We start from the raw sequence: 18,622 nt of genomic DNA, 5'->3' as shown, positions 1-18,622 counted from the left end.
TGACTATCGACTTGAACACCTATGAATTTCTCTGATTCTATTACTGTGCTAGCTCCGGCCACCGTGGCCAACGTGGTGTGCGGGTTTGACGTGCTGGGCTTTGCGCTGAGTGAGCCGAATGATACCATGCACCTGCGCCTCACGGAGCAGCCGGGAGTGACCATCATCAACGAAGACGACTACAACCTACCTACTGAGCCTACGCGTAACGTGGCTGGAGCCGCACTCTTGGCATTATTGCGGGCCGTGCCAGAGCCGGTGGGCATTGAGGTACGCATCAGCAAAGCTATTAAGCCGGGCAGTGGCATTGGCAGCAGCGCCGCTAGTGCTGCCGGGGCCGTGGTGGGCGCCAACCGGTTACTAGGAGAACGATTCAGCAAGGCCGAACTGGTGGAGTTTGCCATGTACGGCGAGGAAGTGGCCTCTGGAGTGCGGCACGCCGACAACATTGCGCCCGGCATTTACGGGGGCGTCACGCTGATTCGGTCAACTACGCCGCTGCCAGATATTGTGCCTCTCTCGGCTCCGCCCTTATTCGTGACGGTAGTACACCCCCAGATTGAAATCAAAACCTCGGATGCCCGGCAGATTCTCAAGCAGGAAGTGCCGCTGAAAGATGCCATTCGGCAGTGGGGCAACGTGGCGGGCTTGGTGGCCGGCCTGCTGCAGTCGGACTACGACCTTATTGGTCGCTCACTCGAAGATGTGATTATTGAGCCCGTGCGCAGCATCCTGATTCCGGGATTTGCGCAGGTGAAGGAGCGCAGCCGCGAGGCGGGGGCCTTAGGCGGTGGCATTTCCGGCTCGGGTCCCTCGCTGTTCATGCTAAGTCGCGAGGAAGCCACGGCAAAAGCTGTGGAGGCGGTGATGCAGGAAGTCTACACTGACCTAGGCCTCGAACACCATACCTACCTGACCACCATTAACCAGCAGGGCTGCCAGATTTACTAGTGGCCTAGCTGCTTCACCTCATTGCTTTCTCGCATGCGTTACTATAGCCTCAACCGCCAAACCGAACCTGTTGACTTCCGGGCCGCCACCGTAGCGGGTCAAGCCCCGGATGGGGGCCTCTACTTTCCCGAAACCATTCCGCGCTTTCCGGCGGGCTTTGTGGAGCAGCTGCCAGAGCTGAGCCCTGCGGAAGTGGCCTACACGGTGTTGCAGCCCTACGTGGGCAATACCATTCCGGAGGTGGAGCTGCGCCGCATCTGTGCCGAGGCCGTGGACTTCCCGTTTCCGCTGGTGCCGGTTACGGACCGCATCAGCGCTCTGGAGCTGTTTCACGGGCCTACGCTGGCGTTTAAGGACGTGGGGGCACGGTTCATGAGCCGGTGCCTGGGCTACTTCTCCCGCCACGAAACACGGCCGGTGACGGTGCTGGTGGCTACCTCCGGTGATACGGGTGGGGCAGTAGCCAGCGGATTTTTAGGCGTACCGGGCGTGGAGGTAGTCATCCTTTACCCTTCCGGCAAGGTAAGCCCGGTGCAGGAGCAGCAGCTCACGGCCCTGGGCCAGAACATCACGGCCCTGGAAGTAGACGGCAACTTCGACGACTGTCAACGGCTGGTGAAGCAGGCTTTCCGGGATACGGACCTGATGAGCCGACGGCGCCTTACTTCCGCCAACTCCATCAACGTGGCCCGTTGGCTGCCCCAGCAGGTGTACTACTGTTATGCGCTGGCGCAGTGGCCTAGCCAAGCCGCCCCACCCGTGGTGTCGGTGCCTAGTGGTAACTTCGGTAACCTGTGCGCCGGGCTATTGGCCTACGTGTCGGGGCTACCCGTGGCGCACTTTGTGGCGGCCTGCAATGTCAATGATGCCGTGCCTGCCTACCTGCGTTCGGGTAATTACTCCGCCCAAGTTGCCGTAGCCACACTTTCCAACGCCATGGACGTGGGTGACCCCAGCAACTTTGGGCGCATTCTGGAGCTGTTTGGGCACGAGCACCCCGTGATTCAGCAGCTCCTGACTGGCTATTCCGTGTCGGATGCCGATACGGCCGCCACCATCGGGCGCGTGTATGAGCAGACTGGCTACTTGCCCGATCCGCATGGGGCAGTGGCCTATTTCGCGTTGGAAGATTATCTGGCTCAGCACCCCAGAGCCAGCGGCATTTTCCTGGAGACAGCCCATCCGGTGAAGTTCCCGGAAGCGGTGGAGCCCGCCACCGGCCAGCCGGTACCCGTGCCGACCTCGTTGGATGAGTTGCTGCGGAAACCCAAGCACAGCATTAAGCTACCACCGGAGTACGAGGCCTTGCGGGCGATTCTGCTGGAAAACGTAGTGGCCTAGGATGACATTTTTGGCGGCTGGCTGTTACCTTTTCGCCTCCATTTGCCACCCGCCCTATGCGTACTATCCTCCGCGCCGCCCTGCTCTGCCTGCTGCTCCCCGCCTGCCGTCCCGACCAGATTGAGCACCTCAGCAACACCAAAGAACTGGCCGTGGAGGCCGAGAACTGGCAGGTGAAGCGCATTATGCCTGCCGATCTGCTCCGGGCCACCCGCTGGGGCGGCGACTCCCTCACCAACACCGCCGACCGGGAGTTGCGCCGCATCCTGGCCGAGAAGCTGCAGGAAGGCGGCGTGGCCGCGGCTCTGCCCTACTGCCGCCCCGCCACGTTCCCTAGAGTCGATTCAGTAGCCAAAATTCTGCAAGGCTCGCTCAGTTGGGTGAGCCCGCGCCCACGTAACCCCGCGCACCGAGCCAACCTAACGCCCCAGGAGCTGGTGCCCACCGACACTACCCGCCGGGTGGCCCGGCTCTCGGCGGAGGAGTTTACCTATCAGCGCCCCGTGGTGCTGAACGACGCGCTGTGCCTGCGCTGCCACGGCACCGTAGGCCAGGATATCAAGCCCGCCGACTACGCTCTCATCAAACAGCAGTACCCCCAAGACCAAGCCACAGGCTATAAGATGGGTGATGCCATGGGCGTGTGGCGCGTGAACTTGAAGCGGGCTGGCGTGGCGGAGCTGTACACCATGAAGACCCGCAAAATCATGAAGAAGCGTAAGCCGCTGTTCTAGCGGCTTTTGCCATTGAACTTTACTGAGGAGAACTGGCCTATGCGGCTGCTTTCAGCTCAGCAACATTCTACTATATATCCGCGTCTCTATTACCTCGACTATACAATATGCTATGGGGTACCGCTTTACTACTTACCTTCTACTTGTGCTAGTGGGCTTTTTAGCCAGCCAGCCAGTGCAAGCTCAAAAGCGCCGCGGCGCCGCTCCCGAACCTACCGCGGCGCCGTCTTACCGCCTCTCCCAATATTACCGGGTGCTAGGCCGAGACAGCGCGGCGTTCTTTTACAGTCGAGACTACGAACTGACGCTGCCAGGGTGCGCCGTAATCTGGCGGGAAGCCAAGGTAGATAGCGCTACCGGCCGCTTCCGCGGCTTTGTGCGCGATTATTGGCTCAACAATACCAAGCCTGCGCTCAAAGGCGCTTATAATGCCGAGGGGCGCAAAGAAGGTCCATTTGAAATCTATCATCCGGATGGTACGCTGGCGGCCAGCGGCACCTACCGCAACGGCCGCATGATTGGCAACTGGGCCTACTGGTACCCCTCGGGCGCAAAACGGCAAGTGCTGAGCTTCGGCGACGGCAGTATGCTGCTGGTGCAGCAATTCTGGAATGAGGCCGGCGAGCAATTGGTAACGGATGGCAACGGCACCTGGTACCGCACCGAGGAAGACGTGTGGATGGGCGGGCCCGTGCTCAATGGCCTGCCTGAGGGCCGGTGGCAGGTGAAGGAAGTAAAAGGCAAGCAAGACATGCTAGCCCAGGAGAGCTTCCGGAAAGGTCGGTTTGCCTACGGCATGATTCGGGGCACGAACCACTATTACACGGACCAATCAACCATCTACATCACCGATTGGGACAACTATAGTCAGGCCGAACAGGTTAAAATCCAGCCGGCCTGTGACGCGAAGCCGCCACAGCCAGCACCATAGTCCACTGATTCCATCATCGTAGGCCACTATAGCCTCCGCTATCGTACTCTCTTCTAATGTCTTCTTCCGCTCCCATCGTTATCATCGGGGCCGGCATGGCCGGATTGGCCTGCGCCTGTTACCTCCACCGCGCCGGCCGTCGGGTGCTGGTGCTCGAAGCCAGCGACGCCGTCGGGGGCCGCGTCCGGACGGACATCACACCCGAGGGCTTCCGGCTTGACCGGGGCTTTCAGGTCTTGCTCACCAAGTACCCCGAGGTGCAGCACCTCATCGACTACGGGGCTCTCAACCTGAAAGCCTTCCGCTCGGGCGCGGTTATCCGGCTGGCCAATGGGCGCGAAACAACGGTGCAGAACCCGCTGCAAAAGCCCACCGCGGCTTTCACATCCCTACTCTCGCCCATTGGTACCCTGGAAGATAAGCTGCGCATTCTGAGCCTTACTCATCACGTAGGCCAGTACACCAGCGGGCAGCTCATCAGCCGCAACTCTACCAACACCCAAGACACTCTGTCCTTTCTGCGCGAGTATGGCTGGAGCGAGCAGATCATCGACAACTTCTTCCGCCCCTTCTTCGGCGGGGTGTACCTGGATCGGGGCCTGACAACGGCCGCCAACTTCTTTGAGTTTGTGTTCCAGCAGTTTGCTCAAGGCGATGCCGTGGTGCCAGCCCTAGGTATCCAGCAGATTCCAGAGCAGTTAGCCCAGCGTCTGCCTGCCGGCACCATCCGGCTTAACTCGCCCGTCGATGCCATCAACGGCACCACCGTGCGCCTCTGGACTGACGAAACCATTGAGGCTGCCGCCGTGGTAGTAGCTGTAGATGGCGAAGCCGCTAAGAAGCTCCTGCCCCCCTCCGACGAGGTTCCCGCCACCACTTGGCGCCGCACCACCTGTACCTACTTCGCGGCCCCCGACTCCCCCGCCCGCCACGACAAGCTGTTGCGCCTCAACGCCTCCCCCAATGCGCTGGCGCATAATGTGAGCTTCTCGTCGGATGTTTCTTCGGATTACGCCCCCTTCGGGCAGACGCTGGTTTCGGTGAGTACGCAGGGTGAACATGGCCTAGCCGAAGAAGAATTGACTGCCCGCCTGCTCCAGGAGCTTACTGCGTGGTTTGGTCCCGAAGCGAGTAAGTGGCGCCACCTGCGTACTTACTTTATTCCGCAGGCCCTACCCGTGTACGCCGCCGGTCAGCCGGCCCGCCAAACCCTGAAAATAGCCGACAACCTCTACCGCTGCGGCGACTATACCTCCTACCCTTCCCTGAACGCCGCCATTGCCACCGGCCGCGAGGTGGCAGAGATGTTGCTGGCAGGGTAATACTTTAGTAGAGCTATCTTCCATAGAAGCACGTCATCCTGAGCAGAGCGAAGGATCTTATCAGGTGGGAACGAGTGGCCTAGCACCTCATGCTCACGTGACAGGATCCTTCGCTCTGCTCAGGATGACGTGCTGTTTAAGTAAAACTGCTTAGCTGCTGAACTCTACTAGGGCGGGGCAGTGGTCGGAGTGCACCACATCACGCAGCAAATGGGCCTCGTGCACACGTGGCACCAGCTCTTTATCCACCAACAAGTGGTCGAGGCGCCAGCCTACGTTGCGGGCGCGGGCACCGGCACGGTACGTCCACCAGGAATAATGGCCTACGGCGTCGCCGTGGTGGTGGCGGAAGGTATCCACGAAGCCATCCTGCAGGAAATCGGCAAACCACTGCCGCTCCTCGGGTGTGAAGCCGGGGCTTTGCTGGTTGGCCTTGGGGTTGTGCAGGTCTATGTCGCGCTGGCAGCAGTTGAAGTCGCCCCCAATAACCAGGGGCGGGGCACCAGCCGCCTGTAGCTCGCGCACGTAGCGCCGGAAGAAGTGCAGCCACTCTACCTTGAACGCCTGCCGCTCGGGGCCGCTGGTGCCGGAAGGCATATATACGTTCAGCACGGCGCAATCCGGAAAATCAAGCCGCAGTACCCGGCCCTCCGTATCGTATAGCTCTGTGCCGCAACCGTGCACCACGTTCAGGGGCACCTGTTTACTAAACGTAGCCACCCCGCTGTAGCCGGGCTTTTGCGCCGGATGCAGGTAGGCGTGGTAGCCCAGGGCCTCAAACCCCGATACATCCAGTGGCTCCCGCCCGGCCTTTATTTCCTGCAGACACAGCACGTCGGGGTCCGCCTCGCGCACCCATTCCAGCAGCCCTTTGCTCAGCGCCGAGCGCAGCCCATTTACGTTGTAGGAAATAATTTTCACTGAGTACAGCTCATACCCCCTCATGCTGAGCACGAGGGGGGTAGTAAACACTTTATTCGTCTTCCTGGGCGTCGAAGTATTCCAGCACGTGCCACTTGAGCATGCGCTCCTGCTCCTTCAGGTTGGCGAAGGGCACCGGACGCACCAGGCGGTAGTGGGGCCAACCTTCTTCGTCGATGCGCTCCAGCTCGTAATAGCCGGAGTAGCTGAAGATTTTGCAGGTGGCAATGTGCATCAGGTCCTGCTTTTGCTCCTTGGTGAAGGGGCCAGCGCCCTGGCCTAGCTCCTGCACGCCAATGAGCAGCAAGAGCGCATTCATGTCGGGCTTTTTGCCGAAGCGCTGGCGCATCTGGTTCATCAACTCCCACCAGCGCTGCTCAAACTGGGCCTCAGTTTCTTCGGGGTTCAGCATGGCCTAGGCCTGGTGCTCGGCGTGGATGGGGGCCGGTGTGGCCGACTCTTCCTTCAGAGCCTCCCAGTACTCTACCGCTCGGCGGAAGTGCGGAATCACGATGCTGCCCCCAATGAGGTTGGCAATGGCAAATACCTCGTACACCTCTTCGTCGGTGAGCTTTTCCTCGTAGCATTTGCCGAGGTGGTACTTGATGCAGTCGTCGCAGCGCAGTACCATGGAGCAGGCCAGTCCCACAATCTCCTTGGTTTTCACCGACAGTGCACCTTCCTGGTAGGTATTGGTATCGAGGTTGAAAAACCGCTTGATGACCTTGTTATCAGCCGCCATGATCTTTTCGTTCATGCGCTGGCGGTAGTCGTTGAATTCGGTGACGAGGCTCATAGGTAGTCCGTAAGTTCAAAGTAGAGAAAAGCGGTAATGGAAGCACTAGGCTAGGTTTGGCCCTTGGCTGCTTTTCAATACCGCATTTAAAACTTAAAATTAGGGAGAAGTTCACCAGCATAAGCGCCCCACCGCAGAAGATGCTCGTTTGCTTCAGGTTAGCTATTCGTATTTTTATTCCTGCTTGCTTATCCTCTTTACTATGCCTATCCCGGCGCTGCTATCCGACTTCGTCTCACTCCTGTTTCCGCGCGTGTGCCTTGCCTGCGAGGAACCGCTGGCCCGCGGCGAAGAGCACATTTGCACCAACTGCCGCGCCCAGCTCCCTTACACCGACTATCACAAGCTGCCGCCCGCCGAAAATCCGTTAGCCCGACGCTTCTGGGGCAAACTACCCGTCAAGCACACGTTAAGCTATCTGCGCTTTCTGCGTCACGGCCGGGTGCAGCACCTGCTACATCAGCTGAAGTACCAGGGTCAGCAGGAAGTAGGGCGGGTGCTAGGCCACTGGTACGGGCAGGAGCTGGCGGAAGCGGGCTTCACCTCGGAGTTCGACCTGATTGTACCCGTACCCCTGCACCCGCGCAAGCTGGCCCAGCGCGGCTACAACCAGGCCGATAGCTTCGCGGAGGGCTTGGCGACTGGCCTAGGCTTGCCCTGGCAAGCCACCGCGTTACAGCGCACTACGCATACCTCTTCTCAAACTCGTAAGAACCGACTGCAACGCTGGCAAAACGTGTCCACCGTTTTCGCCGTGGCCGATGCAAACGTGGTGCTAGGCCAGCGCGTGCTTATTGTGGACGACGTTCTCACAACCGGTGCCACCTTGGAAGCCTGCGCTAATGTACTATTAGCCGCTGGCGCTGCCGAGGTCAGTGTGGCCACCATCGCTACCGCCGACCGCCACTGATCACGGATTTAAGCTGATTGCACGAAATTAGCTGACTCACTCATCCTCTCAGACTAGGCATTGGCAACAACCGCTACATGTACTAACAAACAAAAGAGCCACCCCTTGCGAGGTGGCTCTTTTGTTTGGATCAATTACGAACTCGTAATCCTTATTTGTTGGAGCCGGCGTTGATCATAGCGCAACGGAAACCGATGGTAGCCGTGGCTGAGTCTTCGGCCATGAAGCGGCGCGTACCGGGCGAGAGCCAGTAGGCCACATCGCGCCAAGAACCGCCTTTGTACACGCGTACGTGGTCGTCGATCAAAGACTGGTAGCCTTTCTTGTCGTACTTCTCCGAGGGGTCGAGGAAGCCGTTACGACGGAAGGGGTTCAAGTCTTCCACATCTTCGAACGACAGCGGACGGTAGATGTCCTGTACCCATTCGTTTACGTTGCCAGCCATGTTGTACAGGCCGTAGTCATTCGGTGGGTAGGCGTACACGTACTCCGTGATCATAGCGCCGTCGTTGAGGGAGCCGGCAATACCGGCGTAGTCACCGCGCCCACGCTTGAAGTTAGCCAAGAACTGGCCCATCTTCTTGCCGTAGGAGTTCCGCACTTGGCGACCATCCCAGGGGTAGATGCGCTTGTTCTCCTGGTTTTCGTTGCCAGTTTCCTGGGTACCGATGAGAGACTGTGCAGCGTATTCCCATTCAGCCTCCGTGGGCAGACGGTAGTTGGGCAGCGTGTTACCGTTTTCGATAGCCACTTTAGCTTTGCCGCCGTCTTCCGAAGTGCCTTCGGCTGCGGCGCCAGCATCACCCTTTTTCTTACGCTTGAAGAGGCCACCTCCGCTGCTGCTGCCGCTGTCATCAGCGTCGCCAGCGAGGCGCTCGTTCACCTTAGCAGTCCGCCAGGTGCAATAGTCGTTGGCCTGCAGCCAGCTTACCCCTACAACTGGGAAGTAGCGGAAGCCGGGGTAACGGAGGTAGTAATCTACGTAGGGGTCGTTGAACGACAGCTCGCGGGCCCACACGGTAGTGTCAGGCAGTGCCGACAGGTAGAACTCCTCGGCTGAGTCTTTCCGCACAAAGTGCAGATACTCGAGCCAGTGAATGTTAGCTACCTCGGCTTCGTCCATGTAGAAGGAAGCCAGCGTCACGGTGCGCTCGAGGTTGTCATGAGTCATGGCTACGTCCTCTTCGGCGGAGCCTAGAACGGTACGACCACCTTCGATAAACACCAGACCGGGTCCATCGGGAATGCCTTGGTAGTCCGCGACTTTCATTCCTTCCTCGGTGTTGTACTCGATGCCCGTGGTGGAGCTGTACTTACCGGGTTTCTGGGCCGTGGGCGGACCGCCTTTGCAGGCTGCCAGCGCGCAGGCGCCAACTACAGCAAAGCGCAGGTACTTGGAGAAATTCATGATTGAGTTGAAACTACCTGTGAGAAAAGGTTTTAGATAAGGCAAGTTGCTGCAATGATACGGCTTTTCAGAACGCCGGACAAGGAATTGACGGGTAATTCCGTCGTTTTAAACGTCGCCAAGCGGCTTCCAGCAAGTCAAACTCCCGAAGGCTCAAAGAAATTTCATGAGCACCTCCTAATTCCGCACTAAACTGGCTTAAACTCACGTCATAGCTATAACCGAGCCGAAAACTACCAACACTCACGCCCGCAATAGCCGTCAGAATCTGCTGTGGGTGTTGAGAACCGGGCAGCGGAATGCCCCGATACACGGCCCCCAGCGTAATGGGCGTCGCAGTAAAATACAACCCAGCCTCGGCCCGTTGCGAACCTCCCTGATGGGTGTAAGAAACGGTTGGAGACAGGCTGATTTCCCGGAACTCCTGCTTAACGTTGGTCTTGAGAAAATAGTATTTATACCCGCCCTGAAAATTTAAGCGCAACGGTAGTTGGGTCTGGGTAACAAAGCCCAAGTTAGGCTGATTGATGTGGTGCGCGGAGGCTCCTACCCAGAATCTGTCGGTGTACAGTAGGCCCCCTAGCCCTGCCGTGAAATAATGAACTGGCTTATAATCGACAACTTCCAGCGTCTGGTCCCGGATGACGCCGTCGTCGGATAGCTGGTCACCGAAAACTAAGTTGCCGTAGCTCACCCGTTGCAGACCGTAGCTCACGGAAGCCCCGCCGCTTAGGCTTAACTGCTCGGTGAGCCGGGCATGGTACGCGTACACTCCTCCCGCCTGAAACCGCGTGTAGCCAATTCCCCCCGTCCGGTCATAGTTCACCAATAGGCCTAGGGCACTGCGCTGGTCGCGGAGGCGGTAGTCGGCGGCTAGCTGGCTGGTCTGGAAGGTGCCGGCCAGGGTAGGAAACTGGTTACGGTAGCTGAGCGTGAGGCTATAATCATCGAGCAGACCCGCATAGGCGGGGTTCTGGTACATGCGCGTGGCATAGGGTTGCGCGAAGTATAAATCCTGCGCCCGGGCGGCCCCGCCCATTCCTAGGCCTATGATAGTTAATGCTATAAGCCGTCGGAGCATGGCGTGTGTAACGGAGAACATTTGACAGGGGCGCATACGGAAAGCTCTAACGCCCAACACGGCCCTTTGGTACGGCCGCTAGGCCACTTTACGGAACTAAAGTGGCCAATTCTTTCCTCATTATACAACATAGGCAGCCAGCCTGAGGGCGGGTTGGCGGCGGGATACACTGGCGGCCCGCTAGCCCAGTACGGTATTACCCTATTTTTGCGGCGGCGCGGGTACAACGGAGCCAACTGTTTTTTTACTCTGTTAAACGTTCGATAAACTCAGCAGTCAACTATTGTCGTTTACTTGTTGCCGACTGGGCTACCTCCGGCCCGGCCTTTGCACGGGCGCTAGTGTCTTTCTTCCTTTCTATCCATCATGCGTAAAATTCTCCTTGGCCTTCTGATTTTTGTAGTGGTGCTGGTAGCAGCCTTAGCCGCCGCACCCTTCCTGTTCAAAGACAAAATCCGACAGGCTTTCGACCAGCAACTGGCCCAGCGGGTGAAGGCCACTGTGCAGTACGACCCCGGCAACGTAGACGTGACCCTGCTGAGTACATTCCCCAACCTTTCGTTGCGGCTCGAGCAGCTCCGCGTGATTGGGCAGGACTCTTTCTCACGTGATACCCTGGCTTACTTGCCCCGCCTTGATGTAGGCCTAGACCTGATGAGCGTCATCAGTGGCGACCAGATCAAGATCAAGAACGTGACCTTGGAGCAGCCCGACATCAGCCTGCGGGTGCTTAAGAGCGGGCGTGCCAACTGGGACGTGTTTGTGTCGGACTCGGCGGCCGCCGCCAAAGGGCAGGATACCACTGCCGTGAACTTGGCCATCAAAGGGTGGAAGATCAACGACGGCCGGTTGCGCTACGACGACCGCAGCATTCCGTTTGCCATGGAGGCCCGCCACGTCAACCACTCCGGCTCCGGTGACTTTGAGCGCAACGTGTTTGACATGGTGAGCCAAACCACCGCCGAGCAGTTTACGATGAACTATGCCGGCACCGACTACATCACTCGGAAGAAGCTGACCGCCGACGTGACTATGGCCATGGATCTGGAGAAGATGCTGTTCACCTTCAAAGACAACAAAGTACAGCTCAACGATTTTCCCGCTTCCTTTCAGGGCACCATCGGCCTCCCCAACGCCACCGACATCACCTACGACCTCACGTTTAAGGCCCTCGAAACTGACTTCAAGAACATCCTGAGCTTGGTGCCCGGCGCCTACACCGAGCAGTTTAAGGACATTAAGGCCGAAGGAAAAGTGGCCTTTGATGGCTACTTCAAGGGGGTGCAGAACGAGCTGAAGATGCCCGGTTACGGCGTGAACCTGCAGGTAAAGAACGGCATGTTCAAGTACCCCGATCTGCCCCAGGCCGCCCGCAACATCAACGTGGACATGAACGTGGACAATCCTTCAGGCTTCACCAACAATGTAAAGGTGAACGTGAAGCAGTTTCACCTCGACCTGGGCGCTAACCCCGTGGATGGCAACGTGGCCATTGATGGCCTAGAGCCCATGAAGGTAGATGGCCGCGTGAAAGCCAACGTGGACCTGGCCGAAATGACGAAGGTGTACCCCGTGCAAGACCTGATTCTGCGGGGCAAGCTCTTCGTGGATGGTACCGCCAAGGGTATCTACTCCAAAACTCAGATGCCGGTAGTACAGGCCAAGATGAACCTGACTAATGGCTACGTGAAGAGCAAGCAGTTCCCGGCCCCCATCGAGAACCTGACCCTCAACGGCACCGTCACGAATCCCACCGGCCAGCTCAACGATACCCATGTAGATATTCCGCAGTTTCGGATGCTGCTGGACGGCGAGCCGCTGGCGGGCCGGGTGGCTACGCAGGGCGTAGATAAGCTACGCTTTGATACCGATGTGAAAGGCGTAATCGACCTGACTAAAATCACGAAGATCTTTCCGCTGGAGGGCATGACTGTAACTGGTCGCCTCAACGGCGACATTGCCGCTAAAGGCAACATGGCCGACATTGAAGCTGGGCGCTACCAAACGGTGGTAGCCTCGGGCACGGTAAAGGCCCAGAACGTAACGTATAAGAGCAAAGACCTGCCCCAGGGCATGAAGGTGAATCAGGCCACCGCCACCTTCAACAACGATAAGATTGTGCTGCAGAACATGACGGGCTCGTTGGGCTCGTCGGATGTGGCGGCCTCGGGTACCATCTCCAACTACATGGGCTACTTGTTCGTGCCCGGGCAGCCCCTGCGTGGCGCGCTTTCCGTGAACAGTAACCGCTTCAATGTGAATGAGTGGATGGTAGATGAAGTATCGGCAAAACCCACGGTAACGGGCGCCGGTCAGGCACCAGCCAAGGCCGAAGGAGTGCTGCAGATTCCGAAGGAGTTTGACCTAGTGCTGAACACCACCGTAGGCCAGGTCATCTACGACAACCTGAAGCTCGACAACGTAAAGGGCACTGTGACGGTGCGCAATGAAATAGCCACCCTTAATAACCTGACCTTTAACACCCTGGGTGGTGCTTTTGCCACGAACGGCAGCTACAGCAGCCAGAACCTGGCGCACCCCAAATTTGACTTAGGATTGAACATCAAGAACCTGAATTTCCAGAATGCGTTCCAGGCCTTCAACTCCGTGAAGGTGTTGGTGCCACTGGTAAGCAGCTTGGAGGGGGTATTCTCCACCAACTTCAACGTGAGTGGGGAAATGGGTCCCGACATGATGCCGAAGTACAGCACACTCACGGGCAAAGGCTTGTTTGAGGTGGTGCGCGCGGCAGTGGCCAACTCGGCGGTGCTCACTAAAATCAGCAGCCTCACGCAGTTTCAGGAACTGAAGAGCTTTGCGGTGAATAACAAGGATGTTGCGGCCGAAATCATCAATGGTAACTTTGTAGTGAAGCCATTTGACCTGACCGTGGGCCAAATCAAGATGACGGTGGGGGGCTCTAATAACGTGAGCACGGGTGGCCTAGAGTACGTAACGGCCCTGAACGTGCCCACGGGCAAGCTGGGCAACCAACTCAGCAGCAAGCTTACTAGCCTGACCGGCGTGCAGAACCTGCAGGGCACCGACCGCGTGACGCTAGGCCTCAATATTGGGGGCACGGTGGCTAACCCGCAGGTGAAACTTACTACTGGCAGCGTGAAGGCCCAGGCCAAAGACATTGTGAGCAACATTGTGCAGGCTAAAGTCGATGATGCGAAGCTCAAGCTGCAGGCCCAGGCCAAAGTAGCGCAAGACAGCCTCCAGCACGAATTGCAGCGCAAGCAGCAGGAGCTGGCGGAAAGGGCTAAACTAGAGCTTGACAAGAAGCGCCTGGAGGCCCAAAGCAAACTGCAGAACCAGGCCAAACAGGGCCTAAATAACATTCTGTTCGGTAAGCCCAAGACACAGCCCGCTAAACCAGCTGAAGCGCCGAAGCCCGCCGAGCCAGCACCAGCCAGCCAACCGGATAGCATGAAATTAAGATGATGTAATTTATCCAATTTAGCTCAACAGGCGAGTTTGGCTAATTTGTTGTGAAACAGAGAAGCCGTTGCACCACCACATGCAACGGCTTCTCTGTTTTTGTTTTCTCCCATATTTCCGCTCCCATGAAGCTCTCCCGCTTACTCCCCTTGGCCCTGGCCCTCCCACTGGCACTAGCTAGCTGCAGCAAAGACAATGAATCGGCTGGCACCTCCAAGCTGCAAGTACGACTGATGGATGCCCCCGGCGACTACCAGCAAGTAGTACTGGATGTGCAGCAGATTGAAGTACATCTGCAGGATGAGTCTACCCCCGATGGCTGGCAGTTGCTACCTTTCAAAGCTCAGACCATCAATGTACTGGAGTATGTAAATGGCAAATCGGCTCTGCTGGTTGACACTGACTTTGCTCCCGGCGACTTAAAGGAAATTCGGCTGCTACTGGGCCCTAATAGCTATGTAATTGGCCGTGACGGCCAGCGCTACGACCTGAAGACGCCCAGCGGCCAGACTTCGGGCGTGAAACTCAAGCTGAACCAAGCGACCCTGCGTGAGCGGGAAACCTTCCAGCTCCTCCTCGACTTCGATGTGGCCAAATCCGTTGTGGAGCGTGGCAACTGGAAGCCCGGCAACGAACGCAAAGAGCGGTACTTGCTGAAGCCCGTAGTTAGGGTAGTCGCCCAGGACATCAAAGGTGGCCTACGCGGCACCGTGACGCCCGCCGCTGCCCTGCCGCAGGTGCTGGCTATCCGCTCGTCCATCACGGTGCCCGATACATTCAGCACCGCCGCCAATGCCTCAGGGGCATATCAGCTGAGCGGTCTGCCCTCGGGCACGTACAAGGTGCAGTTCTTCCCCAGCACCACTGCTCCAGCCAACCAGTCCGCTTACAAAGTGGTGACCCGCACGGGCATCACGGTTACCAACGAGCAAGTAACCGACTTGGGCCAGACTTCCCTGAATTAGTATGCGGCATCGAGTGGCCTAGGTCACTCCTACCACCAACAAAAAAGCCCTGGCTATACAGCCAGGGCTTTTTCTATGAATAACTCACAGTCTTATTGTTTGACCATGCGTTGCGTGAACTTGCCCGCTTCTCCGCGCACGAACACCGTGTACATGCCGCTAGGCCAGTTGCTTAGGGGTAGAGCCACGGTTTGACCACCAGCTTGGGTAGCGCTGTACACCGTTCGTCCGGCGGCGTCTACTACTGTTACATGGTACTGGCCTAGGGGCAGCCCTGTCAGGTCGAGGGTAGCCTCGGTGGTGGCGGGGTTAGGCGCTACACTAATGGAGGCGTTTCGGTCGGGGCGGAATGTTACCACCCGCACGCTGCTGAAGCTGGTAGTGCCATCTGTGTCTACCTGCTTGAGACGGTAGTACACCGTACCACTTACTTGGCTACGGACGTTGGCATCGGTAAACCGGTAGGAGGCGCCGCTCAAGGTGGTGCCGCTGCCTTTCACGGTACCAATGGTCATGAAGGTAGTACCGGTAAAGCTCCGTTCTACTTCAAACCGGTCGTTGTGCAGCTCGGTGGCCGTGCTCCAGCTCAACTGGGTGTTGCTACCCACGGCTTTGGCCTCAAACACCACTAACTCAACTGGCAGCGGGCCGCTGGTAGCAATTGTATAAGTGGCCATGTTCGACATGCCGCCCAAGTTATCGGTAGCGTAGTAGGTGAAGTTGAAGCTACCTGCCGTCTTCGGATCCGGAGTGTAGGAGAGTTCACTGGCTTGCTCTGGCCGAATGGTCTGGTTAGCCGTCACAAGTACCCCGTTCAGGGTCACTTTCCCGCTAGCAGGCAGCGAGGCAATAGTGTAAGAGGCAATACTGCCATCGGCGTCGGTGGCCGCCAAGGGGCTTAGCGGGGTAGTGCCCCACGTGTTCCGCATGCCGCCCATGTTCTTATTCTGCGCTACCGGCAGCTGGTTGCTGATCGGAACGGTGTAAATGGCCGTGTTCGATTGGTTACCGTCGTTGTCGATGGCATAGTACGTGAACGTAGCGTTGCCCGCGTACAGGCCCGTGGGGTCGAAGGTGAGCTGCGTCAGCTGGCTCGGCAGTACCTCCATGGGCGCAGTGCTTACTTTCACACCACCTACGTAGAGCGTGCCGTGCGTAGCATTAGGTACGCTGGTGATAACATACTTGCTGATGGTGCCATCACCATCGGTAGCACGCAGTGGGTTGATGGATGTAGCAGCGGCCGTATTGGAAATAGCCGGCGAGGTGGTCACGTTTTCGGCCAGCGGGGCAGTATTGCCGACCGGAATAGTATAGATTGCCTCGTTGCTGAGCGAACCGCTGTTGTCGGTGGCCTGGAAGCTAAACGTAACGTTACCGCTGTAGCCAGCTGCCGGCTGATACGTGAGCTTGCTGTTGAGAGCCGCCGCAAAGGCCGTTCCTCTCACGGCTGGCCGACCGTCTACGTACAGCGTGCCAGTAGCCGGCAATGCCGTGATGGTGTAGGTGTTGATGGTGCCATCGGGGTCGTTGGCATTCATCGGAGCAATGGCTGAAACCGGAGCATTTACCGCCAGCCCAGTAGTAGCCGTGTTGTAGGCCACCGGCACGGCATTACAGGTACCAAAGTACAGGTCATCGATGCCGATGTCGTTGCCACCGCGGTCCAGGGTCAGGTTACGGATTTCGAAGGTGGCGGTGGTGTTGTCGCCCGAATACCATACGTCGGCGTACTGCACCCACTGGTCGGGAGTTTCGGGCACCACAATAGTACCTGAGGTCGAAGCTCCGTTAATCACGAAGCCTACTTCCGGGAATTTACCATTGGAGTTGGGAGGCAGCAGGTTGTTGAACCAAGCCGAGAAGGTGTAATACCGGTTTGGCTCTACTTTAAACGTTTGGGTGTACAACGTCCGGATGGCCGAGGTGGCATTAATCATCATGAAGTTGTTGCCATCAAGGCTGGCTGTACCCGTGCCGTGGCCTTTGCCCTGAAAGTTGTAGTGGTACTCGCTGGCGTTGGATCCAATCCCGTAGGTGGTTTCTGGCACTAGCTCAGTGCTCACCCCCGGCAGGTTTTCCTTGTACTCGTAGTTGGTGTTGAAGCCCACGTTGCCATCTGCAAAGCTAGAGTTGGTCAGCAGGTTGGGTCCGGTAGCCGAGATACACTGAATGCGAGGATCGTATACGTTCAGAGAAACTGTGGCGGTACCACACTGCGGAACACCCGTTTTATCGCACGCTTTATACACGAAGCTGTCGGAGCCAAGGTAATCAGTGGCGGGAGTGTAGTTGTATGAGCCATCTGAGTTCAGCACCAGCGTTCCGTGGGCCACTGGCGTCACCAACGTCACCGTAAAGCCAGTATTTTCGGGGTCAATGTCGTTGAGAATTACGTTGCCAAATATCTTGGTGTTCTTCTCTACCTCGTTGCTGTCGTCAAAGGCCGTCGTCACGTTCTTTACTTCCACCCGCACCGTTGCCCGGTTAGATGTCAGCCCAGAGTTATCCTGCACGGTGTAGGTAATGGTGCTTATACCAGCGAAGTTATTGACGGGCACAAATGTGACAACACCGTCGGCATCGACCGTGAATTTACCCTGCCCCGTTACGGTACGCTCCTTCTGCATACCCGCCACGTCGGGGTCCAGGTCTACCGTGGTTTTGTTGATCGTTCCATCGCTATCCGTGTCGTTTGCCAGGATGTTGACCATGGCCGTTTGGTTGCGCGCGACGGTTACAATTGGGTCATTAACGGCCGTGGGTGGGATGTTAGCAACCGGAATGGTATAGGTAGCTGTGTTAGCCGACTCCAACCCATCATTGTTAATGACGGTGTACGTGAACGTACGCTCGCCAGAAGTGCCGTTAGGCGTAAAGCTGAGCTTACTTCCTTCCGCAAACGTCAGGTTCCGAGCGGCAGTGATTTCGGTTGTGGTATTCAGGAAAAGCTTTCCGCCAGTAGGGATGCTTTTCAGGCTGAAAGTAGTGATGGTGTTACCCGTAGCCGGAGTACCTGACAACTCTGCAATGGCTGTGTTAGCGGCGTTACTGGGCATTGCCCCCGTCCGGACATTGTTGGCAACGGGCGGAATGCTAACGGTGACCGTAATGGTAGCTTCAGCCGAGGTTGTACTACTGTCAAACAGCCCATCTACGTCCTTAACCGTGTACCGGATGGTTGTTTGAAATGCAGTAACTGGTTTACTGCTAGGCATAGTAAACGTTACTACACCGCTAGCATTCACGGAGAATGTGCCACCGTTGGTGCCAGGAATGTTGGTTGTTCCACTGGAGGAGGCGCCAATCAACCGAACAGTAGCTGGGTCAATTGCATCACTTCCGAGACCTAAGCCTCCTCGGCTGTCATTAGCCAGAATATTGATGGTCGCAGAAGTAGCATTAATGGAGACAGTAGCCGCGTCATTGACCGTAACTGGGGCAGCCGCCCACGCTGCCATAGGTAGGCCTAGCATCATACCCGCCAGCCCAGCTAGACGTGTAAGCCTTTTTGCTCCTATCGGACTTCGTGCAGAAGGGGTTGTGGGGAAAAGTGTTTTCATATTGGGAATAATTAGTGAGCGGTAGCAGATTGGCTCTAACCACTTGATTGAGTGAATTTGAAGCCTTTCCTGAATTTACTATCCACATATATGATTTTTCAATGCTCACCCACTTTTCATTTAGTAAGCACAAAGTTTTTTATGATTTACCTTTTCAAGCGTAACTCAGTCTAGTAAATGATTTAAATCATACAATACTTCCATTTTTAGGACAAAACCCCATTATGAAACATTTCCCACTCGTTCTAGCAATGG

14 protein-coding genes are annotated in these 18,622 nt (G+C 57.2%); 8 read left to right on the top strand and 6 right to left on the bottom strand.

Annotated elements, in window-relative coordinates; all coding sequences use genetic code 11:
- Positions 1-21: 21 nt before the first annotated feature.
- The 5 genes from EU556_RS00885 (at position 22) to EU556_RS00865 (ending at position 5,279) form a co-directional block, all read left to right on the top strand.
- Positions 22-951 carry a homoserine kinase gene (locus tag EU556_RS00885; RefSeq protein WP_135430078.1) on the top strand — a complete coding sequence of 310 codons (930 nt, stop codon included), beginning with the start codon at positions 22-24 and terminating at the stop codon, positions 949-951.
- A 33-nt stretch (positions 952-984) separates the two neighbouring features.
- Entirely contained in the window at positions 985-2,292 is a 1,308-nt protein-coding gene (gene thrC / locus EU556_RS00880; RefSeq protein WP_135430076.1) for a threonine synthase, read from the top strand.
- A gap of 56 nt (positions 2,293-2,348) precedes the next feature.
- Complete coding sequence (locus tag EU556_RS00875; RefSeq protein WP_135430074.1) at positions 2,349-3,026, top strand: c-type heme family protein; 678 nt, start codon at positions 2,349-2,351, stop codon at positions 3,024-3,026.
- Between the two features lie 112 nt (positions 3,027-3,138).
- Complete coding sequence (locus tag EU556_RS00870; RefSeq protein ID WP_135430072.1) at positions 3,139-3,957, top strand: toxin-antitoxin system YwqK family antitoxin; 819 nt, start codon at positions 3,139-3,141, stop codon at positions 3,955-3,957.
- Positions 3,958-4,013: 56 nt separating this feature from the next.
- Entirely contained in the window at positions 4,014-5,279 is a 1,266-nt protein-coding gene (locus tag EU556_RS00865; protein WP_135430070.1) for a protoporphyrinogen/coproporphyrinogen oxidase, read from the top strand.
- Positions 5,280-5,429: 150 nt separating this feature from the next.
- Here EU556_RS00865 and EU556_RS00860 read toward each other — a convergent pair whose 3' ends face one another.
- Genes EU556_RS00860 through EU556_RS00850 form a run of 3 tightly spaced genes read right to left on the bottom strand, consistent with a single transcriptional unit; the run spans position 5,430 to position 6,996 of the window.
- Positions 5,430-6,200, bottom strand: a complete 771-nt coding sequence (locus EU556_RS00860) for an exodeoxyribonuclease III (RefSeq protein ID WP_135430068.1) — start codon at positions 6,198-6,200, stop codon at positions 5,430-5,432.
- A 52-nt stretch (positions 6,201-6,252) separates the two neighbouring features.
- Positions 6,253-6,612, bottom strand: coding sequence for a hypothetical protein (locus tag EU556_RS00855; protein ID WP_135430066.1), 360 nt, complete (start codon positions 6,610-6,612; stop codon positions 6,253-6,255).
- Positions 6,613-6,615: 3 nt separating this feature from the next.
- The gene (locus EU556_RS00850) at positions 6,616-6,996 is read right to left on the bottom strand and encodes a carboxymuconolactone decarboxylase family protein (protein WP_135430064.1); all 381 of its coding nucleotides are present in this window, start codon (positions 6,994-6,996) and stop codon (positions 6,616-6,618) included.
- A 202-nt stretch (positions 6,997-7,198) separates the two neighbouring features.
- On the opposite strand from EU556_RS00850, the gene EU556_RS00845 reads away from it, so the two are divergent.
- The gene (locus tag EU556_RS00845) at positions 7,199-7,906 is read left to right on the top strand and encodes a ComF family protein (RefSeq protein WP_135430062.1); all 708 of its coding nucleotides are present in this window, start codon (positions 7,199-7,201) and stop codon (positions 7,904-7,906) included.
- Between the two features lie 151 nt (positions 7,907-8,057).
- On the opposite strand, the gene EU556_RS00840 is transcribed toward EU556_RS00845, so the two are convergent.
- Together EU556_RS00840 and EU556_RS00835 are read right to left on the bottom strand one after the other, a co-directional pair.
- Entirely contained in the window at positions 8,058-9,314 is a 1,257-nt protein-coding gene (locus EU556_RS00840; RefSeq protein ID WP_210116196.1) for an SUMF1/EgtB/PvdO family nonheme iron enzyme, read from the bottom strand.
- 67 nt (positions 9,315-9,381) lie between these two features.
- Positions 9,382-10,395, bottom strand: a complete 1,014-nt coding sequence (locus EU556_RS00835) for a PorP/SprF family type IX secretion system membrane protein (protein WP_167855395.1) — start codon at positions 10,393-10,395, stop codon at positions 9,382-9,384.
- A 366-nt stretch (positions 10,396-10,761) separates the two neighbouring features.
- Between EU556_RS00835 and EU556_RS00830 the strand changes: the two genes are divergently transcribed.
- A complete protein-coding gene (locus EU556_RS00830) occupies positions 10,762-13,842 on the top strand; it encodes an AsmA family protein (RefSeq protein ID WP_135430058.1) in 3,081 nt (1,026 codons plus the stop codon).
- Between the two features lie 122 nt (positions 13,843-13,964).
- A complete protein-coding gene (locus EU556_RS00825; RefSeq protein WP_135430056.1) occupies positions 13,965-14,804 on the top strand; it encodes a DUF4382 domain-containing protein in 840 nt (279 codons plus the stop codon).
- Between the two features lie 92 nt (positions 14,805-14,896).
- Here the strand turns inward: EU556_RS00825 and EU556_RS00820 are convergent, their stop codons facing one another.
- The gene (locus EU556_RS00820; RefSeq protein ID WP_167855394.1) at positions 14,897-18,283 is read right to left on the bottom strand and encodes an Ig-like domain-containing protein; all 3,387 of its coding nucleotides are present in this window, start codon (positions 18,281-18,283) and stop codon (positions 14,897-14,899) included.
- Positions 18,284-18,622 lie beyond the last annotated feature (339 nt).

Origin of the sequence: Hymenobacter fodinae (assembly GCF_004745825.1) — a bacterium.
GTDB classification, from domain to species: domain Bacteria; phylum Bacteroidota; class Bacteroidia; order Cytophagales; family Hymenobacteraceae; genus Hymenobacter; species Hymenobacter fodinae.
Note: the sequence above shows the minus strand (reverse complement) of the source record. Positions and strands in the feature narration are given on the sequence as shown.